Annotated in this window: 18 protein-coding genes; 8 read left to right on the top strand and 10 right to left on the bottom strand. The window is 41.0% G+C overall.

Annotation, left to right across the window (positions count from 1 at the left end):
- Positions 1-26 precede the first annotated feature (26 nt).
- The 3 genes from ntdP to AAHB12_RS13920 form a co-directional block, all read right to left on the bottom strand.
- On the bottom strand, positions 27-557 hold the full coding sequence (gene ntdP / locus AAHB12_RS13930; RefSeq protein WP_129728529.1) for a nucleoside tri-diphosphate phosphatase: 531 nt from the start codon (positions 555-557) through the stop codon (positions 27-29).
- 118 nt (positions 558-675) lie between these two features.
- Entirely contained in the window at positions 676-927 is a 252-nt protein-coding gene (locus AAHB12_RS13925; protein ID WP_129728530.1) for a YgaB family protein, read from the bottom strand.
- A gap of 328 nt (positions 928-1,255) precedes the next feature.
- Positions 1,256-1,543, bottom strand: a complete 288-nt coding sequence (locus tag AAHB12_RS13920) for a gamma-type small acid-soluble spore protein (RefSeq protein WP_446715558.1) — start codon at positions 1,541-1,543, stop codon at positions 1,256-1,258.
- Between the two features lie 52 nt (positions 1,544-1,595).
- Between AAHB12_RS13920 and AAHB12_RS13915 the strand changes: the two genes are divergently transcribed.
- Entirely contained in the window at positions 1,596-1,820 is a 225-nt protein-coding gene (locus AAHB12_RS13915) for a hypothetical protein (protein WP_129728531.1), read from the top strand.
- Between the two features lie 140 nt (positions 1,821-1,960).
- On the opposite strand, the gene mutY is transcribed toward AAHB12_RS13915, so the two are convergent.
- Positions 1,961-3,064: an A/G-specific adenine glycosylase gene (gene mutY / locus AAHB12_RS13910; RefSeq protein WP_342045696.1), complete on the bottom strand. Its 1,104-nt coding sequence runs from the start codon at positions 3,062-3,064 to the stop codon at positions 1,961-1,963.
- Positions 3,065-3,596: 532 nt separating this feature from the next.
- Here mutY and AAHB12_RS13905 point away from each other — a divergent pair.
- On the top strand, positions 3,597-4,580 hold the full coding sequence (locus tag AAHB12_RS13905) for a metal-dependent hydrolase (protein WP_342045695.1): 984 nt from the start codon (positions 3,597-3,599) through the stop codon (positions 4,578-4,580).
- A gap of 23 nt (positions 4,581-4,603) precedes the next feature.
- On the opposite strand, the gene AAHB12_RS13900 is transcribed toward AAHB12_RS13905, so the two are convergent.
- Positions 4,604-4,870 (bottom strand): YfhJ family protein, encoded by a 267-nt coding sequence (locus tag AAHB12_RS13900; RefSeq protein ID WP_129728534.1) that lies wholly within the window; start codon positions 4,868-4,870, stop codon positions 4,604-4,606.
- A 106-nt stretch (positions 4,871-4,976) separates the two neighbouring features.
- Here AAHB12_RS13900 and sspK point away from each other — a divergent pair, with 106 nt between their 5' ends.
- A complete protein-coding gene (sspK, locus tag AAHB12_RS13895; protein WP_129728535.1) occupies positions 4,977-5,132 on the top strand; it encodes a small, acid-soluble spore protein K in 156 nt (51 codons plus the stop codon).
- Between the two features lie 15 nt (positions 5,133-5,147).
- Positions 5,148-5,300, top strand: a complete 153-nt coding sequence (locus AAHB12_RS13890; RefSeq protein WP_129728536.1) for a YpzG family protein — start codon at positions 5,148-5,150, stop codon at positions 5,298-5,300.
- Positions 5,301-5,491: 191 nt separating this feature from the next.
- Here AAHB12_RS13890 and AAHB12_RS13885 read toward each other — a convergent pair whose 3' ends face one another.
- Both AAHB12_RS13885 and recX read right to left on the bottom strand, forming a co-directional pair.
- Entirely contained in the window at positions 5,492-5,821 is a 330-nt protein-coding gene (locus AAHB12_RS13885; RefSeq protein WP_129728537.1) for a YfhH family protein, read from the bottom strand.
- Between the two features lie 175 nt (positions 5,822-5,996).
- Positions 5,997-6,815: a recombination regulator RecX gene (recX, locus tag AAHB12_RS13880; RefSeq protein WP_129728538.1), complete on the bottom strand. Its 819-nt coding sequence runs from the start codon at positions 6,813-6,815 to the stop codon at positions 5,997-5,999.
- 155 nt (positions 6,816-6,970) lie between these two features.
- On the opposite strand from recX, the gene AAHB12_RS13875 reads away from it, so the two are divergent.
- From AAHB12_RS13875 to AAHB12_RS13860, 4 genes are all read left to right on the top strand, one after another.
- Positions 6,971-7,870: a TIGR01777 family oxidoreductase gene (locus AAHB12_RS13875; protein ID WP_129728539.1), complete on the top strand. Its 900-nt coding sequence runs from the start codon at positions 6,971-6,973 to the stop codon at positions 7,868-7,870.
- A 10-nt stretch (positions 7,871-7,880) separates the two neighbouring features.
- Entirely contained in the window at positions 7,881-9,005 is a 1,125-nt protein-coding gene (locus AAHB12_RS13870; RefSeq protein ID WP_129728540.1) for an amidohydrolase, read from the top strand.
- A gap of 263 nt (positions 9,006-9,268) precedes the next feature.
- Entirely contained in the window at positions 9,269-9,829 is a 561-nt protein-coding gene (locus tag AAHB12_RS13865; RefSeq protein ID WP_129728541.1) for a GNAT family N-acetyltransferase, read from the top strand.
- 66 nt (positions 9,830-9,895) lie between these two features.
- A complete protein-coding gene (locus AAHB12_RS13860) occupies positions 9,896-10,024 on the top strand; it encodes a YfhE family protein (protein ID WP_129728542.1) in 129 nt (42 codons plus the stop codon).
- A gap of 422 nt (positions 10,025-10,446) precedes the next feature.
- On the opposite strand, the gene AAHB12_RS13855 is transcribed toward AAHB12_RS13860, so the two are convergent.
- The 3 genes from AAHB12_RS13855 to pflB all read right to left on the bottom strand — a co-directional run bounded on the left by AAHB12_RS13855 (position 10,447) and on the right by pflB (position 15,301).
- Positions 10,447-11,598: a diglucosyl diacylglycerol synthase gene (locus AAHB12_RS13855; RefSeq protein WP_129728543.1), complete on the bottom strand. Its 1,152-nt coding sequence runs from the start codon at positions 11,596-11,598 to the stop codon at positions 10,447-10,449.
- Positions 11,599-12,248: 650 nt separating this feature from the next.
- Entirely contained in the window at positions 12,249-12,977 is a 729-nt protein-coding gene (gene pflA, locus AAHB12_RS13850) for a pyruvate formate-lyase-activating protein (protein ID WP_342045694.1), read from the bottom strand.
- A 74-nt stretch (positions 12,978-13,051) separates the two neighbouring features.
- A complete protein-coding gene (gene pflB / locus AAHB12_RS13845) occupies positions 13,052-15,301 on the bottom strand; it encodes a formate C-acetyltransferase (protein ID WP_342045693.1) in 2,250 nt (749 codons plus the stop codon).
- Between the last annotated feature and the right edge of the window lie 58 nt (positions 15,302-15,359).

The raw sequence follows: 15,359 nt of genomic DNA, 5'->3' as shown, positions 1-15,359 counted from the left end.
GCCGAATATGCATCTAGCAGGCTACTCTACCCTCTGTATGTCAAATACCGTTCGTACCATATATCAATGAAATCCGGAGCAAAAGGTCCCTTTCGCTGATGAATCCACTGCGTTAATTGCTCTACATTGCGCCTTAGAATCTTATCAATTACATCTGGATAGCTCATCATTCTCCGGTGCTTCTCGTACTCATCTTCATCTAACAGTGTATATGTCATATCAGGATACACCTTAATGTCTAAATCATAATCAATATATTTCAGGGCCTCCTCGTCGTAAGCAAACGGAGAGCTAAGATTACAATAATAATATACGCCATCCTGTCTTAGCATCCCGATAATGTTAAACCACTGACTGCCATGAAAATAGCAAATGGCTGGCTCTCTCGTTATCCAGGTTCTTCCATCGGACTCCGTCACAAGTGTGCGATCATTAGCTCCGATCACAAGACTTGACGTCCCTTTTAGAACTGTCGTCTCTTCCCAAATTCGATGAATAAAGCCATTATGCTTATAGCTATGTATTTGTATTTTTTCTCCTTCATTCGGAAACCCCATGTTTTCTCCCTTCTTTCATTTCGGAAGCTGCCTCTGTAATGATCTTTTCTTTCTATTATAACGGTTATCCTCCTATTTTAAAACAGTAGCGCCGCTCGGATAGCAGGCGGCTCCTAAATTATGTATAACTTTTCTCTTGCTGAAAGGATTCAATAACCTGCCTTGTTTGCTGCTCAAAGGTTTGATGAAGCAGATGAAGTTCCTGTTGCCTCTTCCGAATTTCTACGCGCAGCTCCCGCAGGCTTTCCTCATCCCGTTCCCGCTCCCGTAAGTATTCCAAGCTCTTATACCGCTCTAATTCCGTTTGCAAGTCCAAAAGCTGGTCCATCGTTTTTAACTGTTCACTTACAAGAAGGTCGAACTGCTTCACACTCTTCTCTCCTCTGCAGTAAAGTATTTAATAAGAAGAATTCGCTTTTCATGCAGTTTTTCCTTTGGCTACATTTGTTGAGCAATAAGAAGTTATGTCGTTTACTCAAAAAAGCGGGTACGATTTATTTTACTTGTGAAGGCTCAGGTATTTCTTCATAAAAAACCTTCTGATTGGTGAGCTGTTAAGCAAAGAAAGAAACGTAATTGCATTTATATCTTGTTCCTAAAATTTCCGGCTATGTCAAATGCGCTTCTAGCTGAAATTTACACCCTCCTACAAATGGAACTAAAAAGGCACTCTCTGAAAAAAGAGAGTGCCTTTACCATTACTGTTGAGATTGAGACTGGGAACCGAAGTTGCTAGAAGCTTGCGATTTGCGCGCTTCAGCTTGTGCATTTTGTTTTCTTACTTGTTGAACGTCTGTTGACTCAGTAGAAAATTCAGCACCATAACCAGCGCTTGCTTGCTTCGCTTTTTGAATGCTAGCTCCAGAAGTTGTTTTGCCATAACCTTGTTGTTTAGTCATTGTTATCACCTCCACAAAAGATAATATAACCATTGTGTTCTTTTCATATCCTGAGAAAATTTTTCCGAAGCTATATTTTTTGAGCATATGATATCCTCTCATTATTCAAACTAAAACAAACGAGATAAGGGGGGATTTCATGTATATCGGGCGAGATATGACCGAGTTATCCATGACTCCAAAAAATGAGTGGAACAAAGAAGAGCTTGCGTACTTTCATCATTCCTTGCAGCAAATGCTGCCATATTTGAATGTGGAAGGCCAAACAATGTATAAAGAAATTATCATGGAAATCGAAGGTCGCGGTGGTTTTCAGCGGCATGAAGCAGACTGGACACACGGAACAAAGATTACGTACGACTAAGAAAATTGTCGATGGGCGAGTTGTTGAACGAGGACAGAGACATAACTGCCCTCGCACTTTATTCCTAAAATTTCTCGCTACGTCGAATGATCTTTCAGCTAGGAAGTTATACTTTCTTAAAGTGCAAACAGAGCCAGTCCTTATAAAAGGCTGGCTCTCTCAATACAGTCCTCAAAAATTGTTTTGTGTGAACGGGAGAATGTGTATTGCTCAAACTGTTCTGGCGTTAGAATCTTCAACGTATCCGACTCCTGTATAGTTCCTTCTGCTGCACCAAAAAAGACAAAAATCTCCCAAGTACGGTGTGTAAAGGAATGCTGAATAGTTGCTGCATACTCGTCTACACTTACCTCAAGTCCAAATGCCTCTCGCATGTAATATGCGAGCTGCTGCTTATGGTTGCTTATCCCTTCCTGCACCTCTACATTTGGAAATTCCCACATATTTGCTAGAAGTCCTGTCTTAGGACGCTTATTGACAATATAACCGCCGCTTTTTGTACGAAATACACCAGCAACAATAGGAACAACCTTCGGCTCCTTCGCTTTGCTTTTTACAGGAAGCTCCTTTTGCACTCCTTCATGGAAGGCGCGGCAATGACTGCGTACTGGACAAAGGAGACAGGCTGGATTTTTCGGGATACAAATTAGGGCGCCAAGTTCCATGAGACCTTGATTAAAGTAGGATGGATTGTCTTTAGAAATCACTTCGCGGATAATATTCTCAAACACTTGTCTTGTTTTTGGCTTTGCAATGTCGTCCCAAATAGATAAAATCCGTGACATTACACGCATAACATTTCCATCTACAGCTGGCTCCGGTATACCATAGGCAATGCTTAAAATTGCCCCCTGCGTATAAGGACCAACTCCTTTGAGTTTTCCAATTTCCTTCGGTGTATCCGGTACCCTGCCTCCATACCGCTCTTTTACCTCCTTTACTGCCGAATGGAGATTGCGTGCACGGGAATAATAGCCGAGACCTTCCCAAGCCTTTAATACCTCATCCTCATGGGCCTCAGCCAACGCTTCTAGCGTTGGAAATTTTCCCATAAAGTTTTTATAAAACGGCTTTACTGCCTCTACCCTCGTTTGCTGAAGCATAATTTCTGAGACCCATACACGATAAGGATCCTTATTTATGCGCCAAGGCAGGTCACGCTGCTCTGCCTCAAACCAGCTAATTAAATCATGCTGAAACCCATTTATATCAAATGTGTCTAAAACATTTACATCTTGTTTCAAATTAATCCTCCTCTAAATCGGCTTAAGCAGAAACGCAAAATAACTGCCCCTACAAAAACCTGTAAGTGCATGATTTTGCCTGTTCTATTTTATCTAAAATAAAATTAACTGTCTGTATCTTCTATGAGAACCTTCTTTTTAGCATATAAATAACATTATAAAGAATTCCATTAAAATTCCTAAGTGTTTTGCAAATGGAAACTGAAGGAAAGGGGCTTGTTTAGCAGAAAACAAAAGAGTACAGTAAAGAAAACTTGCCAATTGGCGAGCCTTGCCCTTGGGCGAAGACAGAGGCGTAGTTGCACTTACACTGTATTCCTAAAATTTCTCGCTACGTCGAATGATCTTCCAGCTAGAAAGTTATACTTTCTTAAAGTGTAAAGAAAACTCGCCAATTGGCGAAAACAGGGGTGCAGTTACACTTACACTGTATTCCCAACATTTCCGACTACGTCGAACTGGCTTCTAGATAAGAAGTTATAATTTCTTACAGTGTAAAGAAAAAGCGTATGAAAATGGAGGTCGTCTCACTATGGACACAGCCACACATTTAGTGATGGGCATTACGCTCGGAGGACTTGCTACACTTGATCCTGCTATCGCGCAAAGCGACTTGGGACCGCAAGCTGTCATGTTCGCTACAATTGTCGGCTCTAATATTCCGGATATTGATACAGTTTTAAAGCTGCGAAATAATGCGAAGTACATCCGTAATCATCGCGGCATCACACATTCTATTCCCGCTGTTCTTCTTTGGTCATTTACTGTAAGTGGAGCAGCATTTGCATTATTCTCAAACGTTCCATATCTTCATCTTCTTCTTTGGTCCTTTGTCGCTGTATTTCTTCATGTATTTGTGGATATTTTTAATGCCTATGGAACTCAAGCACTTCGGCCTTTTACAAGAAAATGGGTTGCACTTGGCGTTATTAATACGTTCGATGTCGTTATTTTTCTAATCCATGCACTTGGAGCGATACTGATTATTACAGCTGACGGAAGCAAAGGACTTACGGGAATTGCTGCTTACGCACTAACACTTATATATTACATCGGACGTTTTGCGATGAAAATAAATATTGAGAGCACCGTTCGAAAACAATTTAAAAATGTTGAGCAAGTTCTAATTTCGCCGACATATCGCTTTTATCACTATCATCTTGCCATTGTAACGCATGAGTATTATTATGTCGCCCGCTTTCACCGTGGAAGCATTATGGTACATGATAAATTTGAACGCGTCCCTTTGCCGGATAATGCGATCATTCAAGCAGCACAACAGGACGTAAACATTTCAGCATTCCTGTCATTCTCACCCGTGTATCGCTGGGATATATTTGACTACATGGACCATTATGAGGTACGTTTTATTGATTTGCGCTATCGAAGCAAGGGCTATTATCCATTTGTAGCAATTGTTCAACTAAATAAAGACCTACAAATCGTTAGCTCCTATACAGGATGGATTTTCAGCGAAGAAAAGCTGCGCAAAAAATTAGAGCTGATTCCAAATTAAAGAGCGGCCTCTTAGACCGCTCTTTAATGCGTTAAATAATCGTTTCGATTCAGCAAATGCTTATACTTTGGATTGTTCGTCTGGATTTCGTGCAGCCTTCCCCCATGGTTTTCAATCCATGTCTTTACAACAAGCTCTGTTCGATCGCTTCCATTATATTGTCCTGCCTTGGCATAGGTTGCTTCAAAATCCTCCCATAGCAGCTCTACCCAAGCGCGTGCTTGTGCATAGGATAGCATCTCATTTTTCTCCAAAAGCATGTTAATTAAACGATCTATAGCTTCCTTCATTAATTTCACTCCTTTGGCATCTTTCATCTAACATATTCTATTCCATCTTAACACATTCTATAAAGGATACTTCGGTATCACAATTCCACATAAGGGGGTCTTCTCCTTGGGTACACATATATCAACGTCTTCTGAACGCCATAGTAGGGGTCAATCAGATGAAACGACAAGAGCAAAGGCACGCTTTGCTTCAAAGCGTCCTGATGGTACGATTAATACGCATCCGCAAGAGCGTATGCGAGCTTCTAACCACCAATCCTAACTATGAGGTGACAGAATGAGCTATCGTGGGCGAGTAGACCAACGTTCTGAATTGTTTATGAGTACATGGACACGTCCAAAACGCCAAAAGTCGCAAATTAACGGACAAACAGAGCCGTCTCAAACAAATATTATTCTGCGAAGCAACGCAAAAGCACACCGCTGGTAATTTAGAAAAGCGGAACTGGTCAATTTTGCTATATGAATTGACCAAGGAAACTAAATGGAGAGCTGCTGAAGGCGAAAACAGAGGCGTAGCTGCACTTACACTGTATTCCTAAAATTTCCAACTACGTCGAATTCGCTTCCAGCTGGAAACTTATATTTTTCTTACAGTGTAAACATTAGAAACGAGAGAGCTTACCGCTTCTCTCGTTTCTTTAATAAAGAAATAGGAATGCCTGCCTCTTCCTCCTGTTTTCCCTCTCGATAGCCCCAAGCAAACACGCCATTGAAATATGTAATGGTAAAATAAACATTTGGCTCCTCCAGAAGCTCATATGTTTCACCCACCTGAAAATCATTTATATCAGCCATGTATGCTTTAGCCATGGCCATTTTCCTAGTGAGCACCTCATATTCATTTATCATGCCCATTTGCTCAGCCTTCGTTGCTTTTTCCTTAAGCTCTCGTATTTCCTTATGCAGCTCGTACTCTGACATTTCGCTGTATCGCTTTGGAATATCCACTATTCTTTCCTCTCTTTCGTTATTGCCTTAAAGAAAACTCGCCGATTGACGCGCCTGCCCTTGGGCGAAGACAGAGGCGTAGTTGCACTTATGCTTTGTTCCTAAAATTTCTCACTACGTCGAATTGTCTTATAGCTAGAAATTTATACTTTCTTAAAGTGCAAAAAGAAAGGATCTATTCAAAATCCAGTTCTTCTCTCTCGCTTAAAAAGCGTTCAATTAGCTCTAGCGAAAATCCTTTTCGGTATAAGGCGCCTTTTATCTTCGTCTGATACTCCCAACCACTGTACTTCTTATATTTTTGATGATATTTCTGCCCTTGATATAGCACAGCCTCCCACTCAGCATCAGCTTCTGGTTCCTCCTCCAGCTCTTCTAGACAGATACTGACTACATCCCTTGTATATCCTTTACGGAGGAGCATTTCCTCTAGTTTTTGTCTCATTTGCAAGGCTGAAACATTCCGATATGTTTTTTTCTTTTTATCACAGAGCGTAATAGCATTAGTTATTTGCTTATCCTTCGTATATTCATGTAAACTATTGATAATGATAGAAGAGCTAATTCCTTTTTCTTGTAACTCGCGTGTAATACGCTGCGGGCCCTTTAAACTAACGTTGCTTTGTGTACGTACGTAAGCAAGCGCATATTCATTATCATTGATGTATGCTTCTTCTGTTAGTTTCGCAATCACTTCATTGATAATAGCTTGTCCGATTTCTTTTTTGCGCAGCTGCTCTTCCACCTCGTTTTTCGTACGCATTTGATAGGATAAATATGAAATAGCTTGCAAATATGCCTTCCGCACCTCTTCATCAAACAAAATAGTGGAAAGCTCAAATGTATCTACTTCCATTCCTTTTCTTAGGTTATATTTCACGAGCGTATAGCCATCTACGCTAAAGCCGTACTCTTCGCCTGATCCTTTATCTATGTAAATATTGTAGCGCTCTTTATTGTTTTTTTGCACCTGAATCTTCGTAATGACAGCCATTATTTTCACCTCATATTTACATTATAGCATGACTTATCCCAATCAGGTTTACACTGGCGCCTAGCCTAATTTACCATGTACTAGCACAATTTTATTTTATCATAGGCGAGTCAAATTCTATTTCTTTTCATATATATAAGTTAGGAGGAATTTTCTTGGAGATCGCCATCTCAGGAGGAACAGGTTTCATCGGCAGCGTCTTAGCAGCTCACCTCGCCGATAAAGGACATACTATATATATTTTAACACGAAGTGCAAAGCTTACATCTACAAGAGCAAACATACGCTTTGTTCAATGGAACGCAGAAAATGAGACGTTTCCTCTCTCTAGGATTGATGCATTTATTAATCTTGCAGGAGAACCAATTAATAGCGGCCGCTGGACACAACAGAGGAAAGCACGCATTCTGACAAGTAGAGTCCAGACAACACAAGGGATTGTTCGTCAGCTCGCAAAACTCTCACGCCGTCCACGCATATTTGTGAATGCGAGTGCCATCGGCTACTACGGTACCTCTCTTGACAAAACTTTTACAGAGGCATCGACAACGCATGGTACAGATTTTCTAGCGACAACAGTGATTCAATGGGAAAAAGAAGCCTCTCATGCGCAACTTCTAGGAATGAGAACCATCTATGCACGCTTTGGTGTAGTACTCGGTCGAAAAGGGGGAGCCCTTCCAAGAATGATTCTGCCCTACAAACTATTTAGCGGTGGAACGATTGGATCGGGAAAACAGTGGCTTTCTTGGATTCACATTGACGATGTAGTAAACATGATCTCCTTTGCACTTGAAAATGAAGCGATTCAAGGCGCTCTTAATCTTACAGCACCGAGGCCTGTTACAATGCAGGATTTTGGAAAGACAATCGCGAAAGTATTACGAAAGCCTCATTATTTTCCAATTCCTTCCTTACCCCTACGAATTCTGCTCGGTGAAATGAGTACACTTGTGTTAGATGGCCAAAGAGTTCTTCCTGAAACATCAGTGCAGCATGGATATATACACTCATACTCTAATCTTGAAGATGCTCTGACAGACCTATTGAAGTAAGGAGTTTGAAATGAAGATTGTATTTAAGCAAGCAACCATTTATCCTATTACATCCGCAAAGCTACAAGGTGACGTATTAATAGAAAATAACAAAATTAAAGCAGTCGCACCATTCATTGAACAAACTGGGGATATGGAAGTAATTGATGCACGCGGTCTTCATCTTTTACCTGGCTTTATTGATGTACACACACATCTGGGGCTATATGATGAAGGAACTGGTTGGGCTGGAAATGATGCTAATGAAACTGTTGAAGCCTTGACTCCGCATATCCGCTCTATGGATGGCATTTATCCCCTGGATATCGCTTTTCAAGATGCAGTTCAAAGCGGCGTCACGACGGTTCACGTTCTGCCTGGCAGTCAAAATATTATCGGAGGAACAACGTGTGTTATTAAAACAACAGGCATCAGTATCGATAAGATGCTTTTGCAGGAGCCAGCAGGACTTAAAATGGCACTTGGTGAGAATCCAAAACGTGTGCATAGCCATGGCAACAAAGAATCCATCACACGAATGGGAATTATGGGGATGCTTCGCGAAGCATTCTATGAAGCAAAAAACTACGGAAATGAAGCCGATTTCGGTATGCTTTCTCTTATTAAAGCATTAAACAGAGAAATTCCCGTCCGTATTCATGCACATCGCGCTGACGACATTCTCTCTGCCATCCGTCTTGCGGATGAGTTTGGCCTTGATTTGCGCATTGAGCACTGTACAGAAGGGCATTTTGTTGCAACAGAGTTAGCAAACCGTAATTTAAAGGTATGTGTTGGTCCTACGTTGACGCGGAAGTCAAAAATCGAATTGAAAAATAAGTCATGGAAAACATATCAGATATTAGCAGAGCATGGCGTTGAAATTTCGATTACAACCGATCATCCATACACACCAATACAGTACTTAAACCTATGCGCCGCTCTTGCTGTTCGAGAAGGTTTAGAGGAGCAAACCGCTCTTGAGGGCATTACAATTAATGCTGCTAGAAACCTAAGACTCGATCATCGCATCGGCAGCCTTGAGGCAGGAAAAGATGCGGATATCGTGCTTTGGTCACATCACCCATTTCATTATCTAGCAAAGCCCTTTCTTACAATGATTGATGGGAAAATTATTTACAAAAAAAACACATAAAGTATGTTTCTGTTCCTTAACAAGATAAAGTATCATACCTTTGTATAAACCTCATATAACCATAGTCAATTTGTCACATTTCGTTTTTTCAAATTGATGAATGGGGAAGGCAAATGGTGCGCCACCAGCATTCAGGTCTGGTTCTAGTGGGTTCGATTCCCACCCCGAAATTTTTTAAAATGCTTGATACAAAAAATTTCGAGGGTGGGTTGTAGTCCGTCAAACTACACGAACGTTCTGCCCTCGCTTAAGGAGGATGCAAAATGTTAAAAAAACGCGACCTACAAGAATGTCACGCTTTATATGACCTGCTGGTGCACCCTGAAGTCTTCCCTTTTGTGCGTCAAAAAGCATATTGTTATGATGAATTTCTCTTTTTGACAAAACAGACAATAGAGGCAGAAGAACGAGGAGAAACTATCTCCCGTACGATTCTAGATGAATGGGGAAACCCAATCGGTACTATTTCCCTGTTTGATATTCAGGACAATGCCGGCTTTCTAGGAACATGGCTTGGTAAGCCATATCATGGTCAGGGATACAATGAACCAGCAAAGGCTGCCTTTTTTCATGAAGTCTTTTTCGAGCTGAACATTAAAACGATTTTCATGAAAATCCGAAAGCTCAATATCCGCTCTATGAAAGCTGCAGAGAAGCTCCCGTACGTCACACTAGCCAATGAATCGAGAAAAGCACTCTATGAAGAAATTAATGTAACTGGCGATCTTTACAATTTATATGAGATTGCAAAAGATCAGTATACGTTGCATACGATGCGTGAAGGAAATACAGTTCACGAAGCACAGCATTTGAAAGAGGCTTAATTCTAGTATACGCTCCGGCAACATTGGAAAACATAGGTAATGAATATGTTGCCGGAGGTGATAAGTATGGATAGCGCAAAAAAGAAACGCGAAAAATCACGAAATAAGCTTTCATCTACACAAGAGGTCTTATATCAAAGAGAATTTAGAAATGCTGACCGTGCGGCAGGTTATAAAACAAAGGGAATTTTTTAAAGAGCGATTCTTCGCTCTTTTTTCTTTTGTGCATAAGTTTTTCCACAAAATTCCCACAGTTGTGAATAAACTGTTAATTCTCTACTCTTATATGCGATGGAATTAGGAGTATTTGTTCCTAACTTTGTGGATAAAAATAATCACAATTGTGGATAATGTGGATTATCCTGTTAATATTTTCATAATACTGGCTTTTTCGACTTCTTTCTTTGTGGATAAGTAATCTTTTCCTCTTTTTGTTGTCCCCACAGGAATACGCAGCAAAAGCGAACACAGTTTGGGCGAAGACAGAGGCGGAGCCCTACTTATACTGTATTCCTAAAATTTCCGACTACGTCGAATTTGCTTCTAGCTAGAAAGTTATTCTTTCTTACAGTGTGAAAAAGCCTTGCTGCGTATATATACGGAAGCAAGGCTTAGCATTAATGAACAGGCTGCATAAGAACACGTGGCCGTTCTTGTACTACATTTTCTGTTAAAACAGCATCTACAATTCGAAACGCAGAATATGGACGATAGATGTGCCGCAACGCGTCTTTCATGTGCCGCAGCTTGCCCTCATTTTGCAGCAGCTCCTTCGTTTTTAAGAATATATCCTCTTCTTCTCGAACGACAACAGCTGCTCCATTTCTTTCAAAATAAAGCGCATTTTCGCGTTCCTGTCCAGGAACTGGCTTATATAGCACAACAGGAACTTGCAGGGCTGCTACCTCACTTAACGTAATACCGCCTGGTTTGGTAATGAGACATGAAGCAATACGAAATAATTCGTCCAACTTTTCGACATAACCAAACACCTTGATTATATCTGGCTTCTTCCTGCTTAGCTCTTGCAGCTCCTCCTGAAGCAGCTTGTTTCTTCCGCATACAACGGCTACCTGAAGCTGAGGTACGGTTGAAAATAACTCGCACAGTTCCTTTACATTGTCCAACACACCATGTGCTCCGGCTACGATCAGCAATGTTTTCTTATCAGGAGACAATCCATATTTTGCATACAAGGCATCAGAAATCATGGAAACCTCAAAGCTCGGGCGAATGGGAATACCGGTAACTGCGATTCTTCCTGAAGGAACACCTATTTCTGCCATAACCTGCTTCACAGCATCCGTTGCCACAAAATAACGATCTACATGATGATGAATCCAAATTTTATGAAGACAAAAATCAGTGAGCACATTATACACAGGAATAACCATCCCTGTTTGTTTTTTTAGTTCAGGGACTGCAATAATAGGAAATGTATTAATCACAACATCAGGCTTTTCAAGCTTTAAAATAGCCTTTAAACGCCTTCTTCCAAAATTGGCATACCATGTTGCAATTTTTTTATCATAAATTTTTTCTACGCCATAGTAAAACAAACGATAAAGTTCTTTTCCGATTGTATAGCTTTTTAAATATAAATACCTTGTAATATCTGTAATAACAGGATGTGATTCAGCAAACAGGTCGCACACTATAACATTTTGTATCCCTCTTTGTCGAAACGTTTCCTCTAATGTTTTTGCTACTTGCACATGACCGTTACCGTAATGTGCCGTTAAAATTAATACCTTGGGGTTGTTAATCAAAACAAATCCACTCCTAGCTTACGGTTCTTAATAGCGCCGCTCCAACGGTATTAAAACGAATTTCCTACATCTTCATACGTCCCGAATCTTCCTCGAGCCGGCTGTATACCTTTCGTGGATATGCAACACATTATATAGGACCCCTGCATCCTACTATACTATTTCATCATTATACTTATCTACAAATGCTTTCGCAACTTGCTGTTTATATAAAGCATACTGCTTATCTTACTTCTTAATTCTTAATTCTTGTCATAATTCAAAATTCCCTTTTCATTTCTATATTTTCCCATATATTTCCTTTTATGTTTCTAATGCCTAAAACGACGATACACCTAAGTATACTCCTTTCTTCTCATTTGCTCTACCTTTTACTGAATATTGCAAGTTTTATTCATCTTACCATCAAGCAATCGTGGGACCCTTGGCTCGCTGAAGCTGCACATGTTCCAAAGCCACGCCGATTGGCGAGCCCTGCCCTTGGGCGAAGACAGAAGCGTAGTTGCCCTTATACTGTATGCCTAAAATTTCCTCATACGTCAAATTCATTTCTAGCTGGCGATTGGTCCTTTCCCAAAGTGTGAAAAAGGGTGCTTCCAAAGGCGACGCACTACACATCGACTTTAGGAGCACCCTTTCTTTTTTATTCCTTAGCTTCGCATCAGAATTTCCTTTGCATGTTCCACATTTTCTTCCGTAGGCGGTTCTACCCCAGCTAATGGATACTTTAATCCAAGTGCCTCCCACTTATAAACGCCCAGCTGATGATAAGGTAAAATTTCTATCTTTTCCACATTCTCAAGCGTGTTAATAAAAGCTGATAAACGTACCAAATCCTCTTCATAATCTGTTACACCAGGAACAAGTACATGACGAATCCATACAGGCTTATAAATATCGGACAAATAGCGGGCAAATGTTAAAATATGTTCATTCGGCTTTCCTGTTAGTTTACGATGCTTTTTAGAATCAATATGCTTCAGGTCAAGCAAAACTAAATCGGTATACAGCATTAATTCTTTGAGCTTCTGCTGAAACTCCTTATCCTCGGAATAACAGCCTCCTGAAGAATCAATGGTTGTATGGATACCTAGCTGTTTGCACCCCTTAAACAATTCAATCAAGAAGTCAATCTGCAAAAGCGGTTCTCCCCCGCTAACAGTAATTCCGCCTCCTGACGCCTCCATAAACGGGAGATAGCTTTTTACATCCTCAATAATCTCTTCTACAGTAACCTCCTTTCCTTTCCCAATTTCCCATGTGTCTGGATTATGACAATATTGACAGCGCAATAAACATCCTTGCATAAATACAATATAACGAATTCCAGGACCATCTACCGTTCCGTATGACTCTATTGAATGAATGTAACCTTTCATCTCGGCTCCTCCCTCAGAAATAGCCTCCCTGCCCTGCGCAGGGAGGCTGTAACATACAATCCAGTCTTTCCTTGTTACATGTTTCCGTGCATTGTACGATTAATTACATCTATTTGCTGTTCACGAGTGAGCTTAATGAAGTTTACTGCATAGCCGGATACACGAATCGTAAGCTGCGGATATTTCTCTGGATGCTCCATTGCATGGAGCAATGTATCACGGTTAAATACATTAATGTTTAAGTGATGACCTTCCTTCACTGAGTAGCCGTCCAGCATAGATACAAGATTGCGCACCTGCGTTTCTATTTCCTTGCCTAACGCCTTCGGGATGATAGAAAACGTATTGGAAATACCATCTAATGCATGCTCATACGGCAGCTTTGCAACGGATAACAATGATGCAAGCGCTCCCTTTGTATCACGGCCATGCATCGGATTCGCACCCGGAGCGAACGGTTCACCTGCTCTTCGACCATCTGGCGTGTTTCCCGTCTTCTTACCGTATACAACGTTAGAGGTAATCGTCAAGATAGACATAGTATGCAATGAATTACGATAGGTACTATGCTTACGCAGCTTGGTCATAAAGCGTTTTACTAAATCTACAGCAATTAAATCTACACGATCGTCATTATTGCCATATTTCGGGAAGTCTCCCTCAACTTCAAAATCAACAGCAATACCATTCTCGTCACGGACCGGCGTTACTTTTGCGTATTTAATTGCGCTTAAGGAATCAGCTACAACAGATAGCCCCGCAATGCCCGTTGCCATTGTACGGAGGATTTTTGTATCATGAAGCGCCATTTCAATACGCTCGTAGCTATATTTGTCATGCATATAATGGATCACGTTCAATGTATTAATATACAACTCCGCAAGCCACTCCATCATGTTGTCAAACTTGTGCATAACCTCATCAAAGTTTAGTACCTCTGATGTAATTGGAGTAAGCTCCGGTGCAATTTGTACCTTCAGCTTTTCATCCTTCCCCCCATTAATCGCATATAGCAAAGTCTTTGCAAGGTTCGCACGCGCTCCGAAAAATTGCATTTGCTTACCGATTCTCATTGCTGATACACAGCATGCGATCCCGTAATCATCGCCGTACTCTGGACGCATGATATCGTCGTTTTCATATTGAATAGCTGATGTTTTGATAGACATCTTCGCACAGTAGTTTTTGAAGCCCTCTGGCAATTGCTTAGACCAAAGTACTGTTAAGTTTGGCTCTGGTGCTGGACCTAGATTATCTAGCGTATGCAGAAAACGGAATGAGTTTTTTGTTACAAGCGGGCGGCCGTCAAGTGCAATACCGCCAATGGATTCTGTAACCCAAGTCGGGTCACCTGAGAACAATTCATTATAGTCTGGCGTTCTTGCAAATTTTACAAGGCGAAGCTTCATAACAAAGTGATCGACAAGCTCCTGTGCTTGTTCTTCTGTTAAAGTACCATTTTGCAGATCGCGTTCAATATAGATATCTAAAAATGTGGACGTACGTCCTAAGCTCATCGCAGCACCATTTTGCTCCTTAATCGCCGCTAAGTAAGCAAAGTATAACCATTGAATAGCCTCTTGCGCGTTTATTGCCGGCTTAGAAATATCATATCCATAGGAAGCCGCCAGCTGCTTCAACTCCGCTAAGGATCGAATTTGTTCAGATAATTCTTCACGAAGACGTATCGTTTCTTCATTCATCGCTTTTCCTGTTGTTTGCAGGTCCTTCTTCTTCTCCTCTATGAGACGATCTACTCCATATAACGCCACACGACGATAATCACCGATAATTCGGCCTCGGCCATATGCATCTGGAAGACCCGTAATAATTCCTGATTTACGTGCCGCCTTTATTTCATCTGTATATGCATCAAATACACCCTGATTGTGCGTTTTACGAAATTCACTAAAAATACGACTAACTTCCGCATCGACCTTAAAACCGTAGGACTCGCACGACTGCTCCGCCATGCGAATACCGCCAAACGGCTGAAGAGAGCGCTTAAACGGTTTGTCTGTTTGGACACCGACTACCGTTTCCAAATCTTTATTTAAATAGCCAGGACCATGAGACGTAATGGTAGATATGATGCTTGTGTCCATATCCAACACGCCACCGTTCTCGCGCTCCTGCTTCGTGAGCTCTATGACCTGCTCCCAAAGCTTTTCTGTCGCCGCTGTTGCCGCTGCTAAAAAGCTGTCATTCCCTTTATAAACGGTTACATTATCTAAAATAAAACTGCGAACATCAATTTCATTTTTCCATTTTTCACCCTTAAACGCTTGCCATGCATTTACTGCTTTTTCAATTGTCTGTGTCATCCAAATTTCCTCCATTCCTAAATTAATACAGAGATTTTTTTGGTTATAACAGTTCTTA

Source organism: Bacillus sp. OTU530 (genome assembly GCF_038440375.1).
The sequence above is the reverse complement of the archived record's forward strand: the minus strand, read 5'-3'. Positions and strand labels throughout refer to the sequence as shown.

Coding starts and splice junctions, on each gene's coding strand:
- ntdP (WP_129728529.1), bottom strand. CDS start 557: ATGGGGTTTCCGAATGAAGGAGAAAAAATACAAATACATAGCTATAAG.
- AAHB12_RS13920 (WP_446715558.1), bottom strand. CDS start 1,543: ATGCTCAAAAAATATAGCTTCGGAAAAATTTTCTCAGGATATGAAAAG.
- AAHB12_RS13915 (WP_129728531.1), top strand. CDS start 1,596: ATGTATATCGGGCGAGATATGACCGAGTTATCCATGACTCCAAAAAAT.
- AAHB12_RS13905 (WP_342045695.1), top strand. CDS start 3,597: ATGGACACAGCCACACATTTAGTGATGGGCATTACGCTCGGAGGACTT.
- AAHB12_RS13900 (WP_129728534.1), bottom strand. CDS start 4,870: ATGAAGGAAGCTATAGATCGTTTAATTAACATGCTTTTGGAGAAAAAT.
- AAHB12_RS13890 (WP_129728536.1), top strand. CDS start 5,148: ATGAGCTATCGTGGGCGAGTAGACCAACGTTCTGAATTGTTTATGAGT.
- recX (WP_129728538.1), bottom strand. CDS start 6,815: ATGGCTGTCATTACGAAGATTCAGGTGCAAAAAAACAATAAAGAGCGC.
- AAHB12_RS13870 (WP_129728540.1), top strand. CDS start 7,881: ATGAAGATTGTATTTAAGCAAGCAACCATTTATCCTATTACATCCGCA.
- AAHB12_RS13865 (WP_129728541.1), top strand. CDS start 9,269: ATGTTAAAAAAACGCGACCTACAAGAATGTCACGCTTTATATGACCTG.
- AAHB12_RS13860 (WP_129728542.1), top strand. CDS start 9,896: ATGGATAGCGCAAAAAAGAAACGCGAAAAATCACGAAATAAGCTTTCA.
- pflA (WP_342045694.1), bottom strand. CDS start 12,977: ATGAAAGGTTACATTCATTCAATAGAGTCATACGGAACGGTAGATGGT.
- pflB (WP_342045693.1), bottom strand. CDS start 15,301: ATGACACAGACAATTGAAAAAGCAGTAAATGCATGGCAAGCGTTTAAG.